This is a genomic window from Nonomuraea sp. NPDC050790 (assembly GCF_044456745.1).
GTDB lineage: Bacteria > Actinomycetota > Actinomycetes > Streptosporangiales > Streptosporangiaceae > Nonomuraea.
Map to the genome: position 1 here is coordinate 387,529 of NZ_JBITGF010000010.1, position 14,215 is coordinate 401,743.

At 68.8% G+C, this 14,215-nt stretch carries 15 protein-coding genes; 9 read left to right on the forward strand and 6 right to left on the reverse strand.

Going from position 1 to position 14,215, the window contains the following annotated elements; translation table 11 throughout:
* Positions 1–94 precede the first annotated feature (94 nt).
* The gene (locus ACIBEJ_RS42505) at positions 95–841 is read right to left on the reverse strand and encodes an SOS response-associated peptidase (protein WP_397188635.1); all 747 of its coding nucleotides are present in this window, start codon (positions 839–841) and stop codon (positions 95–97) included.
* A 289-nt stretch (positions 842–1,130) separates the two neighbouring features.
* On the opposite strand from ACIBEJ_RS42505, the gene aroA reads away from it, so the two are divergent.
* Together aroA and rsgA are read left to right on the forward strand one after the other, a co-directional pair.
* Entirely contained in the window at positions 1,131–2,432 is a 1,302-nt protein-coding gene (gene aroA / locus ACIBEJ_RS42510) for a 3-phosphoshikimate 1-carboxyvinyltransferase (protein ID WP_397188636.1), read from the forward strand.
* The gene (gene rsgA, locus ACIBEJ_RS42515; protein WP_397188637.1) at positions 2,399–3,472 is read left to right on the forward strand and encodes a ribosome small subunit-dependent GTPase A; all 1,074 of its coding nucleotides are present in this window, start codon (positions 2,399–2,401) and stop codon (positions 3,470–3,472) included. The genes aroA and rsgA overlap by 34 nt, the downstream gene beginning before the upstream one ends.
* Positions 3,473–3,865: 393 nt before the next feature.
* Here rsgA and ACIBEJ_RS42520 read toward each other — a convergent pair whose 3' ends face one another.
* Positions 3,866–4,315: a DUF4442 domain-containing protein gene (locus ACIBEJ_RS42520; protein ID WP_397188638.1), complete on the reverse strand. Its 450-nt coding sequence runs from the start codon at positions 4,313–4,315 to the stop codon at positions 3,866–3,868.
* Between the two features lie 118 nt (positions 4,316–4,433).
* Between ACIBEJ_RS42520 and hisN the strand changes: the two genes are divergently transcribed.
* Positions 4,434–5,216 (forward strand): histidinol-phosphatase, encoded by a 783-nt coding sequence (hisN, locus tag ACIBEJ_RS42525; protein WP_397188639.1) that lies wholly within the window; start codon positions 4,434–4,436, stop codon positions 5,214–5,216.
* On the opposite strand, the gene ACIBEJ_RS42530 is transcribed toward hisN, so the two are convergent.
* Positions 5,206–5,994 carry a fructosamine kinase family protein gene (locus ACIBEJ_RS42530; RefSeq protein WP_397188640.1) on the reverse strand — a complete coding sequence of 263 codons (789 nt, stop codon included), beginning with the start codon at positions 5,992–5,994 and terminating at the stop codon, positions 5,206–5,208. The genes hisN and ACIBEJ_RS42530 overlap by 11 nt on opposite strands.
* A complete protein-coding gene (locus tag ACIBEJ_RS42535; protein WP_397188641.1) occupies positions 5,991–6,461 on the reverse strand; it encodes a low molecular weight protein-tyrosine-phosphatase in 471 nt (156 codons plus the stop codon). Before ACIBEJ_RS42535 ends, ACIBEJ_RS42530 begins: the two co-directional genes overlap by 4 nt.
* Positions 6,462–6,611: 150 nt before the next feature.
* Between ACIBEJ_RS42535 and ACIBEJ_RS42540 the strand changes: the two genes are divergently transcribed.
* Genes ACIBEJ_RS42540 through ACIBEJ_RS42560 form a run of 5 tightly spaced genes read left to right on the forward strand, consistent with a single transcriptional unit; the run spans position 6,612 to position 11,004 of the window.
* A complete protein-coding gene (locus tag ACIBEJ_RS42540; RefSeq protein ID WP_397188642.1) occupies positions 6,612–7,616 on the forward strand; it encodes a PstS family phosphate ABC transporter substrate-binding protein in 1,005 nt (334 codons plus the stop codon).
* Positions 7,616–8,557 carry a phosphate ABC transporter permease subunit PstC gene (gene pstC / locus ACIBEJ_RS42545; protein WP_397188643.1) on the forward strand — a complete coding sequence of 314 codons (942 nt, stop codon included), beginning with the start codon at positions 7,616–7,618 and terminating at the stop codon, positions 8,555–8,557. The genes ACIBEJ_RS42540 and pstC overlap by 1 nt, the downstream gene beginning before the upstream one ends.
* Complete coding sequence (gene pstA, locus ACIBEJ_RS42550) at positions 8,557–9,453, forward strand: phosphate ABC transporter permease PstA (RefSeq protein ID WP_397188644.1); 897 nt, start codon at positions 8,557–8,559, stop codon at positions 9,451–9,453. Before pstC ends, pstA begins: the two co-directional genes overlap by 1 nt.
* Before the next feature lie 19 nt (positions 9,454–9,472).
* Entirely contained in the window at positions 9,473–10,300 is an 828-nt protein-coding gene (gene pstB / locus ACIBEJ_RS42555; RefSeq protein ID WP_397188657.1) for a phosphate ABC transporter ATP-binding protein PstB, read from the forward strand.
* A complete protein-coding gene (locus tag ACIBEJ_RS42560; protein WP_397188645.1) occupies positions 10,300–11,004 on the forward strand; it encodes a response regulator transcription factor in 705 nt (234 codons plus the stop codon). The genes pstB and ACIBEJ_RS42560 overlap by 1 nt, the downstream gene beginning before the upstream one ends.
* A gap of 23 nt (positions 11,005–11,027) precedes the next feature.
* Here ACIBEJ_RS42560 and ACIBEJ_RS42565 read toward each other — a convergent pair whose 3' ends face one another.
* Both ACIBEJ_RS42565 and ACIBEJ_RS42570 read right to left on the reverse strand, forming a co-directional pair.
* Positions 11,028–11,798, reverse strand: a complete 771-nt coding sequence (locus ACIBEJ_RS42565; RefSeq protein WP_397188646.1) for a serine hydrolase — start codon at positions 11,796–11,798, stop codon at positions 11,028–11,030.
* Positions 11,799–12,260: 462 nt separating this feature from the next.
* Positions 12,261–13,142, reverse strand: a complete 882-nt coding sequence (locus ACIBEJ_RS42570) for a phenylalanine 4-monooxygenase (RefSeq protein WP_397188647.1) — start codon at positions 13,140–13,142, stop codon at positions 12,261–12,263.
* Positions 13,143–13,358: 216 nt separating this feature from the next.
* Between ACIBEJ_RS42570 and ACIBEJ_RS42575 the strand changes: the two genes are divergently transcribed.
* Positions 13,359–13,820, forward strand: coding sequence for an Lrp/AsnC family transcriptional regulator (locus ACIBEJ_RS42575; RefSeq protein ID WP_397188648.1), 462 nt, complete (start codon positions 13,359–13,361; stop codon positions 13,818–13,820).
* Positions 13,821–14,215 lie beyond the last annotated feature (395 nt).

The following is a 14,215-nucleotide window of genomic DNA, read 5'->3' on the forward strand; positions in this document are numbered from 1 at the left end:
CCTGCGCAACGAGGGGTGAATGTGGCGGTGACACCGAGTGAACGGTTGCATCGCTTTTCCACCGGATGCCCATTTGGCGCGGTTCTTACACCTACTAGAAAAGCGCTCCTTCTTCTCCGTCAGGCAGGGGTTTGATGAGGTCGGGACCGTTGTTCCGGACATTGTTCACATCTGTGGACACCGGGTAGGCAACCAGCCGGCCCGACTGGGCCGGGACGAGCAGTCCCTGGGCCGTGGCGGTGTCGGTCAGCTTGGGGTCGAGCCACTCCGCCCAGCGCTCCCGCTCGATCATCATCGGCATCCTGTCGTGGATGTGGCCGAGGTCGTCCTCGGCGTCCGTCGTGATGACCGTGCAGGTGACCAGCCACTTCAGCGGGTCGTCGTCCTCGCGGGTCTTGTCCTTCCAGAACTCGTACAGCCCGGCCATGGCCAGCACCCCGCCGTCCTCGGGGTGGATGAAGTAGGGCTGCTTCTTCTTTTTGTCGCCCTCGATCGGCATCCACTCGAAGTAGCCGTCGGCGGGGATGAGGCAGCGCCGCTTGGCGAACGCCTGCTTGTAGGCCGGCTTCTCGGCCAGGGTCTCAGCCCGCGCGTTGATCATCCGTGAGCCCACCGAGGGGTCCTTCGCCCAGATCGGCACCAGGCCCCACTTGACGACCCTGAGCTGCCTGACCGCCCGCTCGGCCTCCTCGGGGACGCGGCTGAGGACGGCGTAGACCTGCTTGGTGGGAGCCACGTTGTAGTCGGGGCTCAGCTCCTTGTCGGGCTCGTCGTCCAGTTCGACCTGGAACTCTTCCAGCAGCTCGTGCTTTTTGCGCGCCGAGGCGTATCTACCACACATAACCCCACCCTGCCACGCCCTGCCCTCCCCCGCCTCCCACCCTCTCGACCACCCGCCCCAACCCGCGCCCTCACCTCCTCTCTCCGCCTCTCCCCTCACCCCCGCCTCCGCGATCCCGTTCGGCGCCCTGATCACAGACACGTGGCCTCCGCGCGCTCACCTCCCCGCCCTCACCTCCGCGCCCTCACCTCCGGGGCCCCCGCCCGCCGCCCTGTCCACAGACATGCGGGCCGCGTGCCCTCGTCCACAGGCTGCGGCCCGCCGTACCGGCTGCCAGTAGTCTTTGACCATGCCCGCACAGCACTGGCCAGCCCCGGTCGCGACCGCCCCCCTCGCGGCTACCGTCGCCCTGCCCGGCTCCAAGTCGGTGACCAACCGCGCGCTCCTGCTGGCCGCGCTGGCCGACGGCCCCGGCCTGGTCCGCCAGGCGCTCCGCAGCCGCGACGCCGACCTGATGGTGGCCGCCCTGCGCGCACTGGGTGCGGGCTTCGAGGCCGTCGACGAGACCCCGGCGGGCGTCGACTGGCGCGTCACCCCAGGCCCCGTCACCAGCGGCGCGAGCATCGACGTCGGCCTGGCCGGAACGGTGATGCGGTTCGTGCCCCCGATGGCCGCGCTGGCCGACGGCGAGGTGCGCTTCGACGGCGACGCCCATGCCCGCAAACGCCCGATGGGCCCCATCCTCGACGCCCTGCGCGCCCTCGGGGCCACGATCGACAACGACGCGCTGCCGTTCACCATCCGCGGCCCGTTGAGCGGCGGCGAGGTGACGATGGACGCGTCGGGCTCGTCACAGTTCGTCTCGGGGCTGCTGCTGGCCGCGGCCCGTTTCGAGAAGGGCGTCACGATCCGGCACGCGGGCCCGCCGGTCCCGTCGCAACCCCACATCCTCATGACCGTGCAGATGCTCAGAGCCGTGGGCGTGAGCGTCGACGACTCCGAACCCGACGTGTGGCGCGTGGCCCCGGGCCCGATCGCCGCGCGGGAGACCACGGTGGAGCCCGACCTGTCCAACGCGGCGCCGTTCCTGGCCGCGGCCATGGTCGCGGGCGGCACGGTCTCCGTCCCCGACTGGCCGCTGAGCACCACCCAGCCGGGTGACGTGCTGCGCGAGCTGTTCACCCGCATGGGCGCCACGATCGACCTGACGCCGTACGGCGAGGCCGTCGCCACCCTCACCCTCACCGCCCCCGCCGACGGCCGGATCCTCGGCATCGACGCCGACCTGCGCGACGTCTCCGAGCTGACGCCCACGATCGCCGCGCTGGCCGCCCTGGCCACCACCCCGAGCAGGCTGCGCGGCATCGCCCACATCCGCGGCCACGAGACCGACCGCCTGGAGGCGCTCGTCACCGAGATCAACCGCCTGGGCGGCGACGCGGAGGAGACCGACGACGGCCTGATCGTCCGCCCCCGCGCGCTCCACGGCGGCGTCTTCCACAGCTACGACGACCACCGCATGGCCACGGCCGGTGCGGTCATCGGCCTGGCGGTGCCCGGCATCGAAGTGGAGAACATCGCCACAACGGGTAAAACCCTCCCGGAGTTCACCCGCATGTGGGGGGAGATGCTGGGGGAGGAAGACCGCTGAAGCGGCGGGAATACGACGAGGACGACGTCAGGGTCAGGCCGGGCAAGGGTTCGCGGCCGAGGACCCGGATCCGCCCTGCCCACGAGGACGCCGTCGAGGGCTTCGTGGTGGCCGTCGACCGGGGCCGCTACACCACCCTGGTCGAGGCGGCCACCGCCGCGTCGGGCGGCCGTGGCCGCAAGAAGGCCAAGCCCGTCCGCAGGCTCGTGGTGGCCATGAAGGCCCGCGAACTCGGCCGCAAGGGCATCGTGGTCGGCGACCGGGTGGCCATCGTCGGGGACGTCTCCGGCGAACCCGACACCCTTGCCCGCATCGTCCGCGTCGAGCCTCGCACGTCGATGCTGCGCCGTTCCGCCGACGACACCGATGACACCGACGGCATCGAGCGCCCGGTCGTGGCCAACGCCGACCAGCTCGTCATCGTCACCGCCCTGGCCGAGCCCCCGCCCCGTCCGCGCATGATCGACCGCATCCTGGTGGCGGCCTTCGACGCCGACATCGAGGCCCTGCTCTGCCTGACGAAGTCCGACCTGGCGTCGCCGGACGAGCTGCTCTCCCTGTACGAACCGCTGGGCGTGCCGCACGTGGTCGTCCACAAGGGCGGCTCGCTGGAGGACCTGCAAGAACACCTGACCGGTCGGATCAGCGTGCTGGTGGGCCATTCGGGGGTGGGCAAGTCCACGCTGGTCAACGCCCTCGTACCGGATGCCAACCGGGCCGTCTCCCACGTCAACGCGGTGACCGGCCGCGGCCGCCACACCTCCACCTCGGCCGTGGCCCTCGAACTGCCCGAGGGCGGCTGGATCATCGACACGCCCGGGGTACGCAGCTTCGGCCTGGCCCACATCTCGGTGGAAACCGTACTGGCCGCCTTCCCCGACCTCATCGACGGCACGGTCAACTGCCCCAAGGGCTGCACCCACCGCGGCCCCGACTGCGCGCTGGACGCGTGGGTCGCCGAGGGCCACGCCGACCCGGCCCGCCTCGACAGCCTCCGCCGCCTCCTCGCCACCCGCGACCCCGAACCCACAACAGACTGACACGCACCCAGGCAAGGGACACACCCCACCGCCCTCGGGACACCGCCCATCCGGCCCACCAGCCTGCCCGGCCCAACGGGCCACCACGCCACCAGACCTGACAACCCACCGCACCCGGCTCACGCTCCCGGCCCGACAATCCGCCGCGCCACCAGGTCCGACACTCCACCGCGCAGCCAACCGCCTTGCCTGGCCCAACGTTCCAGCGCGCCTCCAGACCGGACAGCTCACCGCGCCAGGCCCACCAGGCTCCACCGCCCCACCGCGGTGAGGGGCTATCCCGCGGTTCGGCCGAAGACCCAGCGCGCGGATCAGCCCGGGCACACAGCGCGGCGCAACCCGGCACTCAGCGGGCCCAGTCCGGTGCGCCACGCCAAGGCCGAGCGTGTGAGGCTAGGCGGGGCGGTTGGGGCGGAGGGTCCAGGAGACGGTCATCTCGCTGACCAGGACGCCTTCGGCGTTCTTGAGCTCCACCCCCACCTCGAACTCCGGCCGCTCCCCCGCGTCCAACCGTGACACCACCTCGTCCCGATCCGCCTGAAGCCGGGCCTCGGCGGTCACCTCGCCCATGGCCAGCTTCCGGTACCGGATGGTCGCCCCGGTGGCCAGCGGCACCGCGCGCGACAACTGGTCACCGAGCGCCGACAGCATGGCCGCGCCGGACGCCGACTCGGCGAGCGTGAACAGGGCCCCGGCATGCGGCCCCGCCACATGGTTGTGCAGGTCGGGACGATCGGGCAGGCGGCACAGGGCGTACCCGTCGTCGACCTTGTCGAAGACGACCCCGAGCGTGTTCGCGAACGGCACGGTCTGGAGCATGAAAGCGCCCACATCAAAAGACATGCCGCAATGCTACTCGCGAGTAACAACGGAGGCCACGCCCCGAGTGGTGATATGTCGGCAAGAAAGCGGGAATCGGCCTCTGATGCGGCGTGTGCCCGGCACGGTAGCGTGGCTCCTCGTGACGGGTTACAACGACGATCTACGCCTCGCGCACGTCATGGCGGACGCCGCCGACGACCTGACCCTGCGGCGGTTCAAGGCGGTGGACCTCAAGGTCGACACCAAGCCGGACCTCACGCCGGTCAGCGACGCCGACCGGGCGGTCGAGGAGGCGATCCGCGGCACGCTTCGCCGGGCGCGCCCGCGCGACGCCGTCGTGGGCGAGGAGTTCGGGCGGACCGGCTGGGGCGCCAGGTCGTGGATCATCGACCCGATCGACGGGACCAAGAACTACGTGCGCGGCGTGCCCGTCTGGGCCACGCTCATCGCGCTCATGGACCACGGCGAGGTCGTCGTCGGACTCGTCTCCGCGCCCGCGCTCGGCCGGCGCTGGTGGGCGGCCAAGGGCGGCGGCGCGTGGACCGGCAAGAGCCTCACCAAGGCCAGCCGCATGCGGGTCTCGGCGGTGACGGACCTGGGTGACGCCTCGTTCTCGTACTCCAGCTTCGGCGGCTGGGAGAAGCAGGGCAAGCTCAACAACTTCCTGGATCTGAGCCGCGCCTGCTGGCGTACCAGGGCGTATGGGGACTTCTGGTCGCACATGATGGTCGCCGAGGGCTCCGTGGACCTGTCTGCCGAGCCCGAGCTGTCGCCCTGGGACATGGCGGCGCTGACGGTGATCGTCGAGGAGGCCGGCGGGCGCTGGACCGACGTCGCCGGCGCGGGCAGCCTGGAAGGTGGCAGCCTCGTGTGCACGAATGGCGCGCTCCACGAAACGGTCCTGAACCACCTCAACGCCTGAGCACCCGCTCCACGGCGCGCATCAACTGCCCTCGGTAGCTCTCGCCATAAAGCACGACATGCACCAGCAACGGATGCAACTGGTGCAGGGGCACCCGTTCTCGCCACCCGTCCGCGAGCGGGTGCTCCTCCTGATAAGCCCCAAGAATCCGGTCCAGGTACGGCACGCCGAACAACTCCAGCATGGCCAGATCGCTCTCCCGGTGCCCGCCATGCGCCGCAGGGTCGATGAGCACCCCGGTCCCGCCGGACCAGAGCAGGTTCCCGCTCCACAGGTCCCCGTGAATCCGCGCAGGCGGCTCCGCCGGTCCGGAAATTTCCGGAAAAACCCCGACGGCCCGCTCCACCCGATCCCGATCCTCGGCGGTCAACGCGGCGGCCTGCCGTACGAAGGGAAGAACGCGCCGCGAGGCGTAGAAGGCGGGCCAGTCGGGCGCGGGCGAGTTGTCCATGGGGAGCTCGGCGATGAACCCCGGCCACGGCGCGCCGAAAGCGTCGGCCCCGGCGCGGTGCATCCGCGCCAGCGCCCGCCCGAACCGCTCGGCCGCGGCAGGGGTCGGCGGCTCGGCCGGCACCCACGACAACACCAGCCGGTCGGCGCCCGATTCGATCACGTCGGGCACGTTCATCACCTCCCCCAGCCACCGCAGTCCGGCGGCCTCGGAAGTGAACAAAGGGGAAACAACGCCGGACTTGGCGAAGACCTCGCGCCCGTCCTCCAGAAAGCCCCGCTCCAGCCGCCATCCGTGCGAGGAGCCGAGCCGCTCGACCACTCTCATCCCCGCGACGCGGCCAAATGCTTGGCAAGACCTTCCGAAGCGGCCTTGACCTGCCGCAACACTTCGTCAAAGCCGTCCTGGCCGCCGTAGTATGGGTCGGGCACCTCCGCGTCCGCCGGCGCGGCGGGGTCGAACGAGCGGAACAACCGAACCTCCTGACCGGCGGGCGCGAGCCGCCTGAGCGCCCGCAGGTTGGCCGTGTCCATGGCCAGCACCAGGTCATATCGGTCGAACCACTCCGCGGTGAACTGCCTGGCCCGATGGGATGAGCCGTCGAAACCGTGCTCGGCCAGGGTCAACGCGGCCCGCTGGTCCATGGGCCCGCCGACGTGCCAGTCACCGGTCCCCGCGCTCTCCACCACCACCTCCTCCAGGCCGTGCTCGGCCAGCGTGGCCCGCAGCACCGCCTCGGCCATCGGAGAGCGGCAGATGTTTCCCATGCACACGAGGCATACGCGGTACGTCATAGGGTCAAGCATGCCGCTTGAAGAGCTATTCACACGAGGCGCGGCACGACTTCCGTCGACGGTCACGACTCGTTTCATTTCTGTTCACTTTCCCCCAGTTTTATCGGTCTCGTAGCAAGCAAGGATCTCCATACGAGAAGGACACAAACCGTGACCAGTGGACAGCGCCGCCTCAGCGCGGTGGCGACGGCCGCCTTCGTCGTTTCCCTCGCGGCGGCCTGTGGCGGCGGCGGTAACAGTGCGGCCACCAGCCCCGAGGCCTCCGCCCCCTCTTCGGCCGGAGCCTCCGAGGCCCCCGCGGGCCTGAGCGGCGAGATCAAGATCGACGGTTCCAGCACCGTGGCCCCGCTCATCTCCGTCGCGAGCGAGGCGTTCGGCGAGGAGCAGCCGCAGGTCAAGGTTCCCGTCGGCACCTCCGGCACCGGTGGCGGCTTCGAGAAGTTCTGCGCCGGCGAGACCGACATCTCCAACGCCTCCCGCCCGATCAAGGACGAGGAGAAGACCCTCTGCGAGGGCAAGGGGATCAAGTTCACCGAGCTGACGGTGGCCACCGACGCCCTGACCGTCGTGGTTCCCAAGGAGAACACCTGGGCCAAGTGCCTGACCACGGCGCAGCTCAAGAAGATGTGGGAGCCCGCCGCCGACGGCAAGGTCAAGTCCTGGAAGGACGTCGACGCCAAGTTCCCGGACGAGCCGCTGAAGCTCTACGGCCCCGGCGCCGACTCCGGCACGTTCGACTACTTCACCGACGAGATCAACGGTGAGGAGGGCGCGAGCCGCAAGGACTACAGCCCCTCCGAGAACGACAACGACATCGTCAACGGCGTCGCCGGCGCCAAGGGTGGCCTGGGCTACTTCGGGTTCACCTACTACGAAGAGAACATGGACAAGCTGACCGCCGTTGAGATCGACTCCGGCAGCGGCTGCGTCGCCCCCAGCGTGGAGGCCGCCCAGGGTGGCAAGTACACCCCGCTGGCTCGCTCGCTGTTCATCTACCCCTCGACCACGGCCGTGAAGCGGCCTGAGGTCGCCGCCTTCCTCGACTACCTGAGCGCCAACATCGGCTCTCTGGCCAAGGAGGCGAAGTTCATCCCGCTCAACGCCGAGCAGGAGGCCAAGCTCAAGAGCGACATCACGGCGCTGAAGGCGGGCTGATGGCTGCTCAGCACCGGGCGACCGCACCGGGGACCGGAAGGTCCCTGGCGCGGTCGCGCCCGCGTTACGGAGAGGCCGTCATCAAGGCGCTGCTTCTGGCGGCGGCGCTGGTCTCCATCGCGACCACGGTCGGCATCATCTACTCGCTGGTCGAGCCCACGATCGAGTTCTTCCAGGCGGTCAGCATCGCCGAGTTCTTCGGCTCGACCAACTGGGGTCCGCTGATCAAGCCGCCCACGTTCGGCGTCTGGCCGATCGTGGTGGCCACGCTGGAGATCACGCTCATCGCCGTGATCGTGGCGGTGCCGCTGGGCCTGGCCGCGGCGATCTACCTGTCGGAGTACGCCAAGCCCGGCGTCCGCAAGTTCTTCAAGCCGGTGCTCGAGATCCTGGCCGGCGTGCCGACCGTCGTCTTCGGTTACTTCGCGCTGTCCTTCCTCACCCCGCTGCTGAAGGACATCTTCCCCTTCCTGAACCTGGAGGCGAAGAACGCGCTCTCCGCCGGCCTCCTCGTCGGCATCATGATCATCCCGATCGTCGCCTCCCTCGCCGAGGACTCGATGGCGGCGGTGCCGAACGGCCTGCGTGAAGGCTCCTTCGCGCTGGGCGCCTCGAAGATGCTGACCTCGGTCCGCGTCGTGGTGCCCGCCGCGTTCTCCGGCATCGTGGCCGCGATCATCCTGGCGGTCTCCCGCGCCGCGGGCGAGACGATGATCGTGGCGGTCGCGGGCGGCTTCAAGTCGATCTTCACCTTCGACCCGACGAACGAGATGGCCACCATGGCGGCCTTCATCGCGCAGGCCGGCGCGGGTGACCTCTCCACCGGCTCGATCCCCTACAAGACGATCTTCGCCGTGGGCTCGCTGTTGTTCATCATCACCTTCGCGATGAACTGGTTCAGCGCCCGGATGGTGCAGAAGTACCGCGAGGTGTACGACTGATGGCAATCCTGTCCACACCTGCATCGACTGTACGGCTGGCCAGCCAGGGCAGGCCGCTCAAGGAGCACCTGTTCCGATTCGCCCTGCTCGCCAGCCTGGCCGTGGCCATGATCTTCCTGGTGGTCCTGCTCATCTACGTGGTGACGCAGGGCTGGCAGCGCCTCGACCTCAACCTCATCCAGAACTTCCCCTCGCTGCGCTCGGTCAACGCGGCGACGGCCGGTGTGCTCTCGGGCATCATGGGCACGATCTGGGTGGTCGCGCTGACCGCGGTCATGGCCCTGCCCACGGGCGTGCTCGCCGCGGTCTACCTGGAGGAGTACGCCGACCAGACCAAGTGGTACAACCGGCTGATCGAGCTGAACATCGCCAACCTGGCGGCGGTCCCCTCGATCGTCTACGGCATCCTCGGCCTCGGCGTCATCTCCCGCGGCTTCGGCCTCGGCCCGAGTGTGATCACCGGCGCGATCACGCTGTCGCTCCTGGTGCTCCCCATCGTGATCATCGCCGCCCGCGAGGCGATCAAGGCGGTGCCGCCGTCCATCCGCGAGGGCTCCCTGGCCCTCGGCGCGACGCAGTGGCAGACGATCTGGCGGCAGGTGCTGCCGGCCTCGGTGCCCGGCATCGCGACCGGTTCCATCCTGGCGCTGTCTCGCGCGATCGGCGAGGCGGCGCCGTTCCTGCTGCTCGGAGCGGCGACTCTGGTCCGCTTCAACCCCGACGGTCTGAGCAGCAGCTTCTCCGTCCTACCGGTCCAGATCTACAACCTGATCACCAACTCCCGCCCTGAGGTCCAGGTCGTCGGCGCGGCCGCCATCGTGGTCCTGCTGGCGATCCTGCTGCTGATGAACTCAGCGGCCATCTGGCTCCGTAACCGCTACCAGAAGCGGTGGTAAGGAAGAAATGACCGAGATCATGCCGAACATCACCGTTCGCGGGCCGGAGGCCCCCCGGAACATCGAGGCCCTGGACCCGGTGTTCACCGTCTCGAACCTCAGCGTCTACTACGGCGACTACGAAGCCGTCCGCGGCGTTGACCTCACCATCGGCAACCGCGAGATCACCGCCATGATCGGCCCGTCTGGCTGCGGCAAGTCGACCGTGCTGCGCTGCTTCAACCGGATGAACGACCTCATCCCGGGCGCCCGCGCCGCCGGTACGATCACCTACCACGGCGAGGACCTCTACGGCGACCACGTCGACCCCATCGAGGTACGCCGCCGGATCGGCATGGTCTTCCAGAAGCCGAACCCCTTCCCCAAGTCGATCTACGACAACATCGCCTACGGCCCCCGGGTCAACGGCATGAAGGGCAAGATGGACGACCTGGTCGAGCAGGCGCTCACCCAGGCGGCCCTCTGGGACGAGGTCAAGGACAAGCTCAAGCAGAACGCCCTGTCCCTGTCCGGTGGCCAGCAGCAGCGACTGTGCATCGCCCGCGCGATCGCGGTCAGGCCCGAGGTCATCCTCATGGACGAGCCCTGCTCCGCCCTCGACCCGATCGCCACCACCAAGATCGAGGACCTGATGCAGGAGTTGTCGCGCGACTACACGATCGTGATCGTGACGCACAACATGCAGCAGGCCGCACGCGTGTCCGACCGCACGGCGTTCTTCACCGCCGAAGTGGACGAGCAGGGCGTACGGCACGGCCGCCTGGTGGAGTTCGACGAGACCAGTCGCATCTTCACCAACCCCTCCGACAAGCGCACCGAGGACTACATCACCGGACGATTCGGCTGATGGCCCACCAGCAGACGGCATCCGAGGTGCACGGGGACACTCGTACGGCGCCCGTGCTGCTGGTGGCCGATCCAGACGAGAGCATCGTCCAGGAGCTGGCCACCGCGCTCGAACGCGAGGGCGTGACCGTCGCCGGAGTCAGCGACGGCGCGCAGGCGTTGCTCCAGGCCGGAGCTCTGAGGCCCGATGTGGTGCTGGTCTCGGCGACCCTGCCGGTGATCGGCGCCGTGGAGTTCGTCCGAGCGGTACGGCTGGCGCGAGCCGTGCCCGTACTGCTCGGCGTCGGAGACGGGCACGCCGAGCAGGCGGTGCAGGCATTGGCGGCGGGAGCGGCGGCCTGCGTGGCCCGGCCCTACCGGGTGCTGGAGCTGCTCCCGTTCGTGCAGGCCGCCTCTCCGGAGTCGCGCTCCTTGCTGCGGGTGGGTGAGGTGGAGCTCGATGTCCGCGCCTACCAGGTGCGGGTGGGCGGGCGAGCCGTACACCTGCCGTTGCGGGAGTTCGAGCTGCTGCACTACCTGATGCGCAACGCCGACCGCACAGTGACGCGCGAGCAGATCATGCGGCACGTGTGGAACGCCACGGACGCCACGTCCACCAACACCATCGCCGTCCACGTCAAACGGCTGCGCGCGCGGCTCGGCGACGAGGACGACCAGCTCATCCAGACGGTCAGGGGTGTCGGATATCGCCTCGTAACGCCCTAGTTCTCAGCATTTACTAGCATTTCTTAGCATTTTCGGAATGATCGCAGGATCCGGGTGACCACGCCTTCGACTGTGGCGATGCCGTCGCCCGCCTGCGCGCTGCCCTCGGTCAGGACCGCCACCGCGTACCTCCTGCCGATCAGGCCCACGCTGACCACGGCCCAGCGCTTGGTGGAGACCCGCTTGAGCCAGCCGTTCTTCAGCGCCGTCGGCTGACCTTCGCACGCGCCCGCGCTCACGCCCCAGTCCTGGCCGTCGACCACGCCGCCCATCAGCTTGAGCACTCGCTCGCGCTCCTTCGCAGGGAGTGGGCTCTTCTTCGACACCAGCGCGTTCATGAGCTTGACCTGGTCGTCGGCCGAGGTCCTGGTGATGCCCCAGCAGTACAGGTCGAGGCAGTCGCCGGCGACACCGCTCGTGTGCCGGAGCCCGAACTTCCTGGCCGCCTTCGTGAACCCGGCGGCGCCGCCGATCCGCGTCCAGAGCCGGTCGGCCGCGTGGTTGTCGCTGTGGCGGATCATGATGTCGGCGTCGTGGCGGGTGGCTTTGTCCAGCTTGCGCCACGGGATCTTGCGGAGCAGCGCCATGAGAATGAGCGCCTTCGCGGTGCTGGCGGTGATGAGGCGCTCGTTCTTGCGGTAGCGGTAGACGCGGCCGGTGATCAGGTCCTTGACGGTCGCGGTCACCGGCCCGGGCCGGGACGCGAGGTAGCGGTCGAGCCGCTTGGTGATCGCCTTCGGGTCAAGCTTGGGAGGCTTGGCCCGAGTCGCCCGGGTGTCGTCCCGCGGAGACACCTGCGGCTGGACCAGAGCTCCGCTGCGGGTCCCCCCGATCACCGGACCGGCCGGCCGAGTCGGGCCCACCCGCGGACCCGCCGGCCCGAACGGCACCCCTGACCCAAACGGACCACCCGACGGGGCTCCTGCACCAGACAGGCCATCCGACGGAACCCCTGCACCGGACGGGCCACCCAACGGGACCCCTGGACCAGACGGACCACCCAACGGGACCCCTGAACCGGAAGGGCCACCGGATGGGACCCCTGAACCAGACGGGCCACCCGACGGGGCCGCCAGCCGGGCCGGATCGACTAACGGGGCAGCCAGGGCGGGGTGCGGTTGGCTCTGGCTGACAGGCGGCAGGCCGTACAGGCTGGTGGGCAGGACCAGGACGGAGGCCGCGAGCACCCTCCACCACACCAGCCCAGCCCTCCCCCGTGATTTGTCACGCATTATCGTGATAAATCACGGGGACTGCTAGACGTGGGTAAGTTTCGCGATCGAGTCGTCGTCGCAGGTGGCCCAGAACTGCCCGACCACGTCCTCCAGATGCTGCATGGACTCCGCCCGGAACAGCACATCCTGATATTTCGTGATGTCGTACTCCGTCAGCCCCATGTCCCGCAGATCGAGCGGCCGGATCTGCATCCCGCGGAACTCCTCGATCTCCCCATAGGACGACAGAATCCCCGCCCCATAGGCACGCAGCTCATCCCGCTCGGCCATCACGCCGAACTCCATCGTGAACCAGAAGACCTTGGACACGAACTCCAGCGCCGCCTCCCCCTCAACCCGCCGAGCCGCCGCCCCAGCGAGCCGATAAAGCGCCGCGAACCGGTCATGCGCCAGCGCGTTGGCATGCCCGATCACCTCATGGAGGACATCAGGCTCAGGCGTATAGAACGGCACAGAGTGGTGCCGAATGTACTGCGTAGAGTGAAACAGCCCATCCGCCAGCACCCCATAGAACTCCCGCAGCGGCACCAGCCCCGCCGCCGGAAGATACCGGAACCCGGTCAGCGGCTCCAGCAGCCCGCTCACTTCCTCCAACTGCGGAATCCGCTCGTACGGCAGGCCAAGCCGTTCAGCGCCTTCCAGATACTCGGCGGTGGCGTACCGCTTGTGCTTGACCGCCAGCTCCCCCGCCACCAGCGCCCAGATGCCGTGCTCTTCCTCGGTGTACTCGGCGGCCGGAATCGGCATCCCGCGCCGATGGTTCACGGCCAGCCCTGCGATCGCGTTACGCCGCGCCCGGTAGACCGGATCGGCGAACCCCGGATGTGACCGCGACAGCTCAACTACCACCGAGCCATCCCCCTGCGCCTCGACCGGGGCGAAGTACTGTGCTTCCTCGAACATGCCCACATGACAGCAATTTCCCGATTCGCTGGCAAGAGCGAGCATTCTCCCTGCCCAATCCGCCCGAACTCGCCTACCCACACAACCAAAAACTAGTCATTCCGCACACTCGCACGGGGACGCGGGCCGTCGCCCATCCCGCACACCAAGGCCCTATAAGCTCCGCCACAGACAGGGACAGCCTCGATCCCTGGTCGAATCGCACAGGGGAAGCACATGGACGAACTGGACGCCCGGCTACTGACCACCATGCGGGCAAACCCCCGCATAGGCCTAACAGAACTGGCCCGCCTCCTGGGCGTAGCCAGAGGCACGGTCCAGTCCCGAGTGGAAAAGCTGACAACCCGCGGCGTGATCACCGACTTCGGCCCCACCGTCGAACCCGCCCGAGTCGGCTACCCGATCCTGGCATTCGTCTGGCTCCAAATAGCCCAAGGCCGCCTAGCAGAGGCAGTCCAGGCCCTGCACACCATCCCAGAAATCCTCGAGGCTCACGGCACCAGCGGCCAACACGACCTCCTATGCAGAGTGGTGGCCAGAAGCACAGAACACCTCCAGGACATCATCGCCACCATCCTTGCCTCCCCCGCCGTCCAACGCACCGACTCCACCATCGCCCTCTCCACCCAAATCCCCTTCCGAATCGAACCCCTCCTAACGATCGCCCCCACCCCCTAACACGCCCCAGACCGACCAGAGGCGCGTTGTTGTCCCGCGAACCCAGGTGGCCATAGGTCTCCGAGGACAGGGGCTAGCGGCGAACGAGCCAGGTCGCTGGCAGGCGCGGTGGCGGTGGCTGGGCGGCCGTCCGGGTTGCGCCGGCCACGTCCGTCGTGCTGCTCGCCGCACCGGCGCCTGAGAAGCTGGTCGAAGGGGTGGTCCAGAGGCGTGTGCGGGCCGCGAGTGTGGGGCGGAGGCGTGTGCAAGGCGTAGATACTACGGCACGGAGTGTGTTGTGCCGGGACGCGAAAAAGGGGCCCAACCAGTGGTTGGACCCCTTCAACGTGATGATTTGTGCGGCGGTGACCTACTCTCCCACACCCTCCCGAGTGCAGTACCATCGGCGCTGGGAA

Bases quoted from the DNA above. Each gene is read 5' to 3' on its own strand.
- ACIBEJ_RS42505 (WP_397188635.1), bottom strand. From the start codon at position 841: ATGTGTGGTAGATACGCCTCGGCGCGCAAAAAGCACGAGCTGCTGGAA.
- aroA (WP_397188636.1), top strand. From the start codon at position 1,131: ATGCCCGCACAGCACTGGCCAGCCCCGGTCGCGACCGCCCCCCTCGCG.
- ACIBEJ_RS42520 (WP_397188638.1), bottom strand. From the start codon at position 4,315: ATGTCTTTTGATGTGGGCGCTTTCATGCTCCAGACCGTGCCGTTCGCG.
- ACIBEJ_RS42530 (WP_397188640.1), bottom strand. From the start codon at position 5,994: ATGAGAGTGGTCGAGCGGCTCGGCTCCTCGCACGGATGGCGGCTGGAG.
- ACIBEJ_RS42535 (WP_397188641.1), bottom strand. From the start codon at position 6,461: ATGACGTACCGCGTATGCCTCGTGTGCATGGGAAACATCTGCCGCTCT.
- pstC (WP_397188643.1), top strand. From the start codon at position 7,616: ATGGCTGCTCAGCACCGGGCGACCGCACCGGGGACCGGAAGGTCCCTG.
- pstA (WP_397188644.1), top strand. From the start codon at position 8,557: ATGGCAATCCTGTCCACACCTGCATCGACTGTACGGCTGGCCAGCCAG.
- pstB (WP_397188657.1), top strand. From the start codon at position 9,473: ATGCCGAACATCACCGTTCGCGGGCCGGAGGCCCCCCGGAACATCGAG.
- ACIBEJ_RS42560 (WP_397188645.1), top strand. From the start codon at position 10,300: ATGGCCCACCAGCAGACGGCATCCGAGGTGCACGGGGACACTCGTACG.
- ACIBEJ_RS42570 (WP_397188647.1), bottom strand. From the start codon at position 13,142: ATGTTCGAGGAAGCACAGTACTTCGCCCCGGTCGAGGCGCAGGGGGAT.
- ACIBEJ_RS42575 (WP_397188648.1), top strand. From the start codon at position 13,359: ATGGACGAACTGGACGCCCGGCTACTGACCACCATGCGGGCAAACCCC.